The sequence below is a fragment of the Nonlabens arenilitoris genome, from assembly GCF_002954765.1.
GTDB classification, from domain to species: Bacteria; Bacteroidota; Bacteroidia; order Flavobacteriales; family Flavobacteriaceae; genus Nonlabens; species Nonlabens arenilitoris.
This window is the reverse complement of record NZ_MTPW01000001.1, coordinates 523639-534042: the sequence shown is the minus strand read 5'-3', so window position 1 is coordinate 534042 and position 10404 is coordinate 523639. Positions and strand designations below refer to the sequence as shown.

General features: G+C 35.7%; 8 protein-coding genes. 3 read left to right on the top strand and 5 right to left on the bottom strand.

Annotated features, from left to right (window positions below):
- Nucleotides 1-67: 67 nt before the first annotated feature.
- From BST92_RS02290 to BST92_RS02270, 5 genes are all read right to left on the bottom strand, one after another.
- Nucleotides 68-910 (bottom strand): hypothetical protein, encoded by an 843-nt coding sequence (locus BST92_RS02290; RefSeq protein WP_105069993.1) that lies wholly within the window; start codon nt 908-910, stop codon nt 68-70.
- Between the two features lie 11 nt (nt 911-921).
- Nucleotides 922-2316 carry a RagB/SusD family nutrient uptake outer membrane protein gene (locus BST92_RS02285; RefSeq protein WP_105069992.1) on the bottom strand — a complete coding sequence of 465 codons (1395 nt, stop codon included), beginning with the start codon at nt 2314-2316 and terminating at the stop codon, nt 922-924.
- A 9-nt stretch (nt 2317-2325) separates the two neighbouring features.
- Entirely contained in the window at nt 2326-5379 is a 3054-nt protein-coding gene (locus BST92_RS02280) for a SusC/RagA family TonB-linked outer membrane protein (RefSeq protein ID WP_105069991.1), read from the bottom strand.
- A gap of 116 nt (nt 5380-5495) precedes the next feature.
- On the bottom strand, nt 5496-5906 hold the full coding sequence (locus tag BST92_RS02275) for a BamA/TamA family outer membrane protein (RefSeq protein WP_105069990.1): 411 nt from the start codon (nt 5904-5906) through the stop codon (nt 5496-5498).
- A 170-nt stretch (nt 5907-6076) separates the two neighbouring features.
- Nucleotides 6077-7159 carry a BamA/TamA family outer membrane protein gene (locus BST92_RS02270; protein WP_146105084.1) on the bottom strand — a complete coding sequence of 361 codons (1083 nt, stop codon included), beginning with the start codon at nt 7157-7159 and terminating at the stop codon, nt 6077-6079.
- A 173-nt stretch (nt 7160-7332) separates the two neighbouring features.
- Here BST92_RS02270 and rpsL point away from each other — a divergent pair, with 173 nt between their 5' ends.
- The 3 genes from rpsL (at nt 7333) to fusA (ending at nt 10396) form a co-directional block, all read left to right on the top strand.
- Nucleotides 7333-7707: a 30S ribosomal protein S12 gene (gene rpsL / locus BST92_RS02265; protein ID WP_006795815.1), complete on the top strand. Its 375-nt coding sequence runs from the start codon at nt 7333-7335 to the stop codon at nt 7705-7707.
- A gap of 64 nt (nt 7708-7771) precedes the next feature.
- A complete protein-coding gene (rpsG, locus tag BST92_RS02260) occupies nt 7772-8248 on the top strand; it encodes a 30S ribosomal protein S7 (RefSeq protein ID WP_105069988.1) in 477 nt (158 codons plus the stop codon).
- Nucleotides 8249-8254: 6 nt separating this feature from the next.
- Complete coding sequence (gene fusA, locus BST92_RS02255) at nt 8255-10396, top strand: elongation factor G (RefSeq protein ID WP_105069987.1); 2142 nt, start codon at nt 8255-8257, stop codon at nt 10394-10396.
- Nucleotides 10397-10404: the final 8 nt, after the last annotated feature.

Here is a 10404-nt window from a genome sequence, read left to right as displayed (position 1 = left end):
CAAATGTATGTAAATAAAAAACGCCCCAACCAATGGTTGAGGCGTTTTGATAAATATAAATCTAAGACTAGATTTTAGTCATAAGAATAGAAACGTTTGTTCTTGCTCCACAGTCATCTACATCATCATCAACAAAATTCATTGTAAATGTAGCATCATTAAGTGGGTCATATGTACCATTACCAAAAGCAGGATCAGCAGTACTAAGTTCTATGTTTGCAGCTGTTGCAGCACAGCCTACTAAAGCATCCTGACTAGCTGACCATACAATTTCATTACAAGATAAATTGAATTCCCAAGTTACCGTGCTAAATGTTCCTAGATCTGGTCCGTAAGGAGCGTCAAAAGTTCTAGTATTACCAGCAGGTCTTTCTAATTCAACCATTTTGCCAGACCCAAAAGTAGGTACACCAAAACCATTAAAAACTAAATGTAACATCTGATAATCACCTGTAAAGAATGTTTCATCAACTGGACAAATTTGTAAAACTTTTACGATTGAATTACTTCCAGTTACGTATCCATCTCCATCAGTAATACCTATAACTAAATCTAAAGGATTTGTATCAACTCCTGCGATGTCAGTTCCATTAATAGTAAATGTACCTTGATATTGATTTGCAGGAATGGTAACAGAACTTGCTACGCTGTATGAACCGTCAAGAGCAGTTGTCCCATCCATTACTACTTCTATATTGAATGTTCTATCTTCAGAAGAAAGGGTAGAGGCGTTCACTGGCACCTCTAAATCACCTACATCATCAATAACTATCTCAAGATTATATTGAGATTGACTAAAGGTAATTAAGGCATCACCTCCACCGTTATATATAATTGGTTCTGTTTCATCACAGCTACTCAATGCAGCTATAAAAGCTAGAGCAAGTGATATATATTTTATTTTTTTCATAATTATAAGTTTTAGTATCCAGGATTGTTTTCTGTGATGTTAGGATTATTTAGTACTTCAGTTAGAGGAAGAGGAAGCGTGAATCTAAAATCACCTGCGTTTAATTGACAAGGTGTAGCTCCACCACAATCCATAGCATTTCTTGTAAATCCTTGGTTAAATCTTTTCAGGTCTTTCCATCTATGTCCTTCAAAAGCTAATTCAAGTCTTCTCTCAGCCAAGATATCATCCAAAGCCTCTGCTTGAGTAGTATAAGCTACAACTGGACTAGACACTAATCTCTGATCTCTTAAAGATTGAATTGAGCTAGCTGCTTGTCCTAGTTGATTTTCTCTTGCATGAGCTTCTGCACGTATCAAGTAAAGTTCAGATATTCTCATTTCTTTCATGTTGTTTAAGAAGTTCAATCCATTACTTCCAGGATATTTTCCAACTCCGAATGGTGCGCTAGTTGCTCCGTTTAAAACTAAAACTTGTGCTCTCGCAGGATCATTAATAGGGTCAATTTCAGCTAATAGATCATTAGAAACTTCCCATTTCTCTCCTCCAGTACCAGTAAAGAACCATGGGCCAGCTATTCTCGCAGCATCTGCTTGAGTATATACTCTTTGGAATATAACCTCAGACTGATCTAAATCTGAAAACATGTTAACATAAGCAGTTTGATTTGCTAGAGAAGTACCAGAATTAGAAATCAATGTAGTTGCAAAATTGATAGCATCGATATTTGCTCCAGTAGCTAGTGCAAATCTTGCTCTCATGAAAGTTACAGAATTCTTATTGAATACATCGATTCCATTGTTGTCAGCTAATAAAGTTTCAGCTTGGGTAAAGTCTGCATCTATTTTAGCTGCAAAGTCAGCAACAGTTTCTCTTGCAGGGAAATCACTACTTAAAGCTACAAAATCAACGTAAGGTACAGAAAGACCACTTGGATTTGTGTAGTCAGGTGTAAAGTATTCAAACATCTTTAGGTGTGCAAATGCTCTAGTTGCATATGCCTGTCCAACAAGATTATCTCTTGTAGCTATGTCATCAGTATTTGCTGAATCGATGTTTAAAAAGCTTGCGTTTTCAATAACACGTGACGCAAGATTAGCTAATCTACTATAGCTTGAATAGATACCTTGATCTCCACCAGATGGGTTCAGGTTTAGATTGTGTAATTGAACATCTTGTCCACCGTTATCTTCACCAATTACCGTATTATCTGTAGCTAGTGAGTTTACCAATAGCTCTGAGAATGTAGGGTAAGTATCATACATTCCTGAAACACCTAATTGTAAATCTTCAACTGTATTATAAGCAGTTGCAGGAACAAGTTGGTCGACAGGCAATCTGTCTAATGAGTCGTCACAGCTCACTAGAGCTGCGGCAACAAATAATAATTTAATTAAATTTTTCATTTTGCTTTTTTATAATGTTATATCTAGACCGAAAGTGTATTGTCTAACAGCAGGATAGTCAAAGAACGAAGAAGTGAATGTTGATTCTGGATCAAATCCTCTCCATTTAGTAAATGTAACGAGATTAGTACCTTGTGCATATACTCTTAATCCTTTTAAGAATCCAATTTTATCTAGAGCGTTATCTTGAAGAGAATAAGATAAAGTAACGTTTCTTAATCTTAAATAAGATGCATCTTCTAGATATCTGTCATGTAATTGTAAACGTGTAGATCCTGAAGCAATTGATGGAGTATCAGTGATATCTCCTGGCTGTTGCCATGCATCTAACATACTAGTTGATTGATTAGCAAATCCAGCTAAGCTAACATCCTCTAAAATACCCAATGATCCATTAGTTCTCCATCTATCAGTTACAAATGAGAATAAAGAATTAAGTTGGAATCCTTTATAAGAAATATTTGTACCGAAACCACCTGTCCATTTTGGATCTGCTGTTTTTCCAGTAAATTTCTTATCTCTACCTTCATTAAATGTTTCGGTTAAGTTACCATCAATATCACGATACAGAGGATTACCAGTAGCTGGGTTAACTCCTGCCCATTCAACTAAGTGAAATGTTCTTAAAGACTCACCAACTTGTAATGCTGTAGTTCCTTGATCTAAAAATTCAGATCCTGGAGCTAAACTTGTAATTTCATTTTGATTAAATGCAGCATTAACAAATACACTCCATCTTAAATCATCGTTGTTTATCAACTTATAATCTAATCCGATTTCAACACCTTCGTTTCTTAATCCAGCAACGTTTTTAGTAACAGTGGCAAATCCAGAAGATAAACTAACTGGCGAGGCAAAGAAAAGATTGTCAGTTTGATTTCTATAAATCTCAACAACTCCTGTTAATCTATCTTTCCACATACCAAATTCAACACCTAAATTGGCTTGCTTAGTGATTTCCCATACTAAATCATCTGCAACTAATGATGTTGGTCGGTATCCAGGTAGTCCTTGGTAACCTGTTACATTTGATACACGCTCTAATCCTACATAGAATCCGCCTACTGCTTGATTTCCAACTCTTCCGTAAGAGGCTCTAAGTTTCAAAGTGTTAAATAAATCTTGGTCTTGCATAAAGTCTTCTTTATGAGCATTCCAATATCCACCAACTGACCAGAATGTACCCCATCTGTTTTCTTCAGAGAATCTAGATGATCCATCACGTCTTAAGTTTACATTAAGACCATACTTGTTATCATAATTATAGTTAGCTAATATAAAAGCACTAAATAAAGCTAATTCTGACTCAGAAGAACCTACATTAGGAATATACAATGGGTCCACGTTTCCATCAGTAAAACCGCTACCACTACCTGGTAAGTTAGGATTTAATCCAAATGCTTGGAAAAACGCAGTCTGAAAATTAGTGTAATTATACTCAGTGTTAATTGATGCGTTAACATTGTGAACATCATTAAATTGGTCATTATAACTTAAATAAGGATTTACGTTAGCAACAAAACTTCTAATATAACCTTCTGTTTGAGAACCTTTAAATTCTGCAGTAACGTCTGGTGAAACTAAACCTCTAAGGCTGTTTGGAGACACTATATTTAATTCTTGAGAATTATTGTAATCTAGTCCAATTCTTGCACCTAGATCAAATTTATCATTTATTAACCACTTCGCATCAGCAGTACCGATTGCTTTAAATTCAGACTCGCGGTCTGTATTAAATCTTTGTGTATTTAATGCAAGATATGGAGTGTTTACAAATCCATTCGCTCCATCAGGATTAATATTTCCATTTGCATCAAGAGCACCACTTTGTTGAGTTCCTATATAATTAATAGATCCATCTGCATTGTAAGGGTCTAAGAATGGTAAGGCTAGGTAAGGTACAATAAAAGGGTTGTCTAATTGACCTCCACTATTTGCTCCAAATAAACTTGAAGATCTATCTCTATCAACTACAAAGTCGTTTTTACTATAACTAACACTTAATTGAGTGTTGTAGTGAAACTTATCAGATGACTGATTAGTGTAATTAGTTCTAAAAGAAAAACGTTCTAATTTACTTCTATTAGTTACACCTTCTTGATTAAAATAAGCCAAAGATGTATAGCTTCTTGTTTTGTCAGTTCCTTGTGTGAAATTAACCTCATGGCTATTAGTGTTTCCATCTCTTGTTAGTACATCTAACCAATTTGCGTTTGGAGTAGCTGCAATATCTGCATCTGATAATCCTACACCAAATCCAGATCCTAACTGATCTCTTGAAAATCTTAAATACTGCTCATTATTCATAACTTCAAACTGTGGTGATACTAAGGTTGAAAATCCTGATAATGCTCTATATTGAATCTTTAAAGGAGAATTAAATTTACCTCGTTTAGTGGTAATCAAAATAACACCATTTGCTGCTCTGTTTCCATAAGGAGCAGTCGCGGCAGCATCTTTTAGAATAGAAAGAGATTCGATGTCATTATTATTAATACTTCTAAAAGTATCAGCATCTACAGGTACACCATCAATGATATATAAAGGGTTAACTCCTCCACTAATCGAAGCTCTACCTCTAATAATAACGTTACCTCTACGTCCCGGTTGTCCTGAAGAAACAGATACATCTACACCTGGTGCTAAACCTTGTAAAGCTTGGTCAACAGATGCAATTGGCACTTGTTCAATCGCTTCACCACCAACTACAGTTACCGCTGATGTTAGGTCTTCCCTTTTTTGACTACCATAAGCCGTGATAACCACAGTGTCTAAGGAAGCCTTTAAAGTAACATTGATTGTAGATTGACCTGTAAAAGCTATTTCTTGGGCTTCATAGCCTACAAAAGAATAAACTAATACATCGCCATTACTTGCGTTGATGGAATAGTTACCATCAAAATCTGTTGTCGTAGCGTTTGAACTACCTTTAATCAAGACGGTCGCTCCTAATACTGGTTCACCTGCTAAATCAGTAACCTTACCGGTCACTGTCTGTGCAATAGCAAATTGCACAACTAACGCTAAGAACAGCGTCAAAATTCCATTTAATTTTGTTTTCATTTTTGATTTATTTGAATTAGCCAAAGCCAAAAGTCACAAATAATAGTTAATAAAACAACTTTTATCCTATCAAATTATGCAATTAATTAAGTGATAGTTAACATTAAGGTAACATTCTAGAATTTAATTTGGAGGTTTATATGAGCTACTGTGCTGGAAAAGTCCATGTTAGCTCCAGAAAATGATCCGTTTGCTACACTCAATCTCAATATACCGGACTGTGTTAAAATTGCTGTACCAAAGCCAATTCCGTATAAATTTTGTGTTTGTTTTGTGTTGTAGTCTTCAAAAACAGCATAATCAACGATGCTGTGTAGGTAAATTCCGTTAGCTAGACGGTATCTATATTCAGTATTAATTGATGTAAAGAAAGAAGTGTCTATACTATTTTGATTAAATCCTCTGATGCTATTATTGCCACCAACTTGAAAAAGCTCGTTAAAAAGTATGTTCTTGCTACCGATATATTTTATATGGTTTTCTAAATGTATACTTTGTTTAGGGTCTATATAGATGTTTTGATGCACAGTGGAATTTATAAATGTTTGTCTACTTGTGTTGTTTTCTAATGTTCGATTTCCGATACCAATTTGTATCGATGCTATAAAGTCGTTAGTAAAGATATCTTCGTTGCTAGGTTTTTTGTGCGAGATGCCTAGAAATATATTGTCGCTTGTGAAGTTATTAGAAGTCTGGCTTATTTCATTGACAGTGGATTCGTTTTTTTGTATGATAGACCTAGGTTAGTTAGTGGATTGATAGTGTAGAATAATCCCGTTGTAATAGTTGAGTTTTGGTATGTGCTGTCTCTTCTTAATAAATTTAGGCTTGCCGTAACTCCTATGTTGGTTTTGAAAAGATAAGGGTATTCTGTTTGGATATCTAATCTTGTTTGGTCTTCATTTTCACCTCTGTATACAATGGTTAGTTTCTCACCTTTGTTTAGATTGTTGTGAAGCGACAGATCAATATATCCATTTAGTTCTAATTTACCGTTAACAGAATTGTTGAAGCCTATCAACCCGTCTGCTGTATTGTTGTTTTTTCTCTCTAGGTATATATATACTATTGTCGAGTCTTTTTTAAAAAGAATCTCGGGTTCTTTCGTTATTTTAATGAAAGGGATTTTTTTTATGTCTGTTGTAATGTTATCAAGATTTTTGTTGTTAAGTAAAAGTTGTTGACGATTGATTCTGTTGAGGTATTTTCTTGGAAAGTCTTCATAGCCTTTTATTTTTATTTTGTTAATTTTTCTTTTTCCTTCTACAGATAAATTTATATATAAAGTTAAAGTGTCTCCTTTTTTAGGTTGATAAAGTTGCGATTCTATTTTTAGAAATGAAAAGCCTTTATTTATTATGAATGAATGGATTTCATTTAATTTTTTTTCTATGTCCGATATGGGTATATAATTTTGGTTACGCTTTCGCGAAAGCGCAATTTCAATTAAGCTGTCGATTTCTGTATTTAATGGATTTGCAATTAATTCTATAGTGTTGTATTTCTTATTGAGAATTATAAGTTGGGTATAAGTGTTTTCATTTATTTTTTTTAAAGGTTGAGTCAATAGATTTATATAACCTTTTTGATATAATTCATTAATTGTACTGTCGTTTGACTTTTTTAATGTTTTGTAATCTTTAAAATTATTGAATGTCGTTAGGCTATCTAAACTAGCTTGATTTTTTAAGTTGCCTGCTTTGTATATTAAGCGCAAATTCTGTGCGTTACCATAAAAACATGATAGTATATAGATAATAAGGACTATTTTGTTGTTCAATATATTGTGTTGTTAGTGGGGTTGTACGTCTCTAAATAACGTTTTAAATGATGCGATTCTTATTTGTCAAAAAAGATATTGTAAAAACTTGAAACTGAGGTTTGAATAACTCAATTTTATTTATACCTTTGCCGACCCTAAAATAGGGGATTAATTTATTAGCGTAAAACAATATGCCAACGATTTCACAATTAGTACGTAAAGGAAGAGCCAAAATAACCAAGAAGAGTAAATCGGCTGCTTTAGATTCTTGTCCTCAACGTCGTGGAGTATGTACTCGTGTTTACACAACTACACCTAAGAAGCCTAACTCAGCGATGAGAAAGGTTGCAAGGGTTAGACTTACTAACGGTAAGGAAGTAAATGCATACATTCCAGGAGAAGGACACAATCTACAAGAGCACTCGATAGTATTGGTTAGAGGTGGAAGGGTAAAGGATTTGCCAGGAGTTAGATATCACATAGTGCGTGGTGCACTGGACACAGCAGGTGTTGCAGGCCGTACACAACGTAGATCTAAATATGGTGCAAAACGCCCTAAGAAGTAAATTTTTATTAAGCTATGAGCTATACTCAGTTCAGGGGCTTTAATTAACAACTCAAAGAGAAGAAATGAGAAAAAGACAGGCCAAGAAACGTCCTATCCTTCCGGATCCACGTTTTAACGACCAGCTAGTGACGCGTTTTGTGAACATGATGATGTTACACGGAAAGAAGTCAACAGCTTTTAAGCTTTTTTATGATGCTATTGACATTGTAGAAGAGAAAAAACAAGATGACGAGAAAACGGCACTTGAATTATGGAAAGATGCATTATCTAATGTAATGCCTCATGTAGAGGTTCGTAGCCGCCGTGTAGGTGGAGCTACTTTTCAGATTCCAATGCAAATTCGTCCAGACAGAAAAATATCTACTGCAATGAAGTGGTTGATAGGATACTCACGTAAGCGTAATGAGAAAAGTTTTTCTCAAAAATTAGCTTCTGAGATACTAGCTGCTGCAAAGGAAGAAGGTGCTGCTGTTAAAAAGAAGACAGATACTCACAAGATGGCCGAGGCAAACAAGGCATTCTCTCACTTTAGATTCTAAGAAACAATGGCTAGAGATTTAAAATACACAAGAAATATAGGTATTGCTGCGCATATTGATGCAGGAAAAACGACTACAACAGAGCGTATTCTTTACTATACTGGAGTTTCTCATAAGATTGGTGAGGTGCATGATGGTGCTGCTACCATGGACTGGATGGAGCAAGAGCAGGAGCGTGGTATTACAATTACTTCTGCTGCAACTACATGTACATGGAAGTTTCCTTTAGAAAATGCACAGCCTACACCTGATACAAAGGATTATCACTTTAATATTATAGACACACCTGGTCACGTAGATTTTACTGTAGAGGTGAATAGATCATTACGTGTTTTAGATGGTTTAGTGTTCTTGTTTAGTGCTGTTGATGGTGTTGAGCCACAATCGGAAACTAACTGGAGACTTGCAGATAACTATAAGGTTCCTCGTATAGGTTTTGTAAATAAAATGGACCGTCAAGGTTCTAACTTTTTGGCAGTATGTCAACAAGTGAAGGATATGTTGAAGTCTAATGCTGTGCCGATTGTATTGAATATCGGTGATGAGGCAGATTTTAAAGGTATCGTAGATTTAGTGAAAAACCGTGCTATAGTATGGCATGATAATACTCAAGGGTCCACATTTGATGTGATTGATATTCCTGAGGATATGAAGGCAGAAGCTAAAAAATACCGTGCTTTACTTATAGAAGAGGTTGCAGCTTATGATGAAAATCTTCTAGAGAAATTTATGGAAGACGAGGATTCTATTACTGAGGATGAAGTGCATGCTGCTCTTCGTGCTGCCGTAATGGATATGTCTATAATTCCTATGATTTGTGGTTCGGCTTTTAAAAATAAAGGTGTTCAGTTCTTGTTAGATGCTGTATGTCGTTATTTACCTTCACCTACTGATAAGGAAGGTATTAAAGGGATGAACCCAGATACTGAGAAAGAAGAGATAAGAAAGCCAGATGTAAAAGAGCCGTTTGCTGCTCTTGCATTTAAGATTGCAACAGATCCTTTCGTTGGACGTTTAGCATTCTTCCGTGCATATTCTGGACGTTTAGATGCAGGTTCTTATATTTTGAACAATCGTTCAGGTAAGAAAGAGCGTATTTCTCGTATCTATCAAATGCATTCTAATAAACAAAATGCTATCGACTTTATCGAAGCTGGAGATATAGGTGCAGCTGTAGGATTTAAAGATATCAAGACTGGTGATACTATGTCTGATGAGAAGCATCCTATAGTTCTTGAGTCAATGGACTTCCCTGATCCGGTAATAGGTATTGCGGTAGAACCTAAGACTAAGGCTGATGTTGATAAAATGGGTATGGCTTTAGCAAAACTTGCAGAAGAAGATCCAACATTCCAAGTGAGAACTGATGAGGCTTCTGGTCAAACTATTATTTCTGGAATGGGTGAGCTTCATTTAGATATTATCGTAGACCGTATGCGTCGCGAGTTTAAGGTTGAGCTTAATCAAGGTGCTCCACAAGTTGAGTACAAGGAGGCGATTACTAGAGCTGCTGATCATAGAGAAACGTATAAAAAACAATCTGGTGGTCGCGGTAAATTTGGTGATATTGTATTTACCATTGAGCCGGCAGAGGAGAATGAAGAAGGCAAGGTAGAAGAAGGTCTTCAGTTTGTAAACCAAATTAAAGGTGGAAATGTTCCTAAGGAATTTATTCCAGCTATCGAGAAAGGTTTCCGTGAAGCTATGAAGGCAGGTCCGCTTGCAGGATTTGAAATGGATAGCATGAAAGTTACACTAAAGGATGGATCTTTCCACCCTGTAGATTCAGATGCGCTTTCCTTTGAGCTTGCGGCTAGGATGGGTTATAAGGCTTCAGCAAAATCTGCTGGTGCTGTAATTCTTGAGCCTATCATGAAACTTGAAGTTATCACACCAGAAGAAAACATGGGTGATATAGTTGGTGACTTAAATCGTCGTCGTGGTCAAGTGAACGACATGGGTGATCGTGCTGGCGCAAAAGTTGTTAAAGCTGAAGTGCCTTTATCTGAAATGTTTGGTTACGTGACTACGTTACGTACTCTATCTTCAGGTCGAGCGACATCAACAATGGAATTTTCACACTATGCTGAAACGCCTTCTAACATTAGTGAAGAAGTTATCGCAGCAGCTAAAGGTGCAACTAATTAATTTTCAAA

Excerpts from the sequence above, each read along its gene's own strand:
- BST92_RS02285 (WP_105069992.1), bottom strand. The coding sequence starts at position 2,316 with ATGAAAAATTTAATTAAATTATTATTTGTTGCCGCAGCTCTAGTGAGC.
- rpsG (WP_105069988.1), top strand. The coding sequence starts at position 7,772 with ATGAGAAAAAGACAGGCCAAGAAACGTCCTATCCTTCCGGATCCACGT.
- BST92_RS02290 (WP_105069993.1), bottom strand. The coding sequence starts at position 910 with ATGAAAAAAATAAAATATATATCACTTGCTCTAGCTTTTATAGCTGCA.
- rpsL (WP_006795815.1), top strand. The coding sequence starts at position 7,333 with ATGCCAACGATTTCACAATTAGTACGTAAAGGAAGAGCCAAAATAACC.
- BST92_RS02280 (WP_105069991.1), bottom strand. The coding sequence starts at position 5,379 with ATGAAAACAAAATTAAATGGAATTTTGACGCTGTTCTTAGCGTTAGTT.
- fusA (WP_105069987.1), top strand. The coding sequence starts at position 8,255 with ATGGCTAGAGATTTAAAATACACAAGAAATATAGGTATTGCTGCGCAT.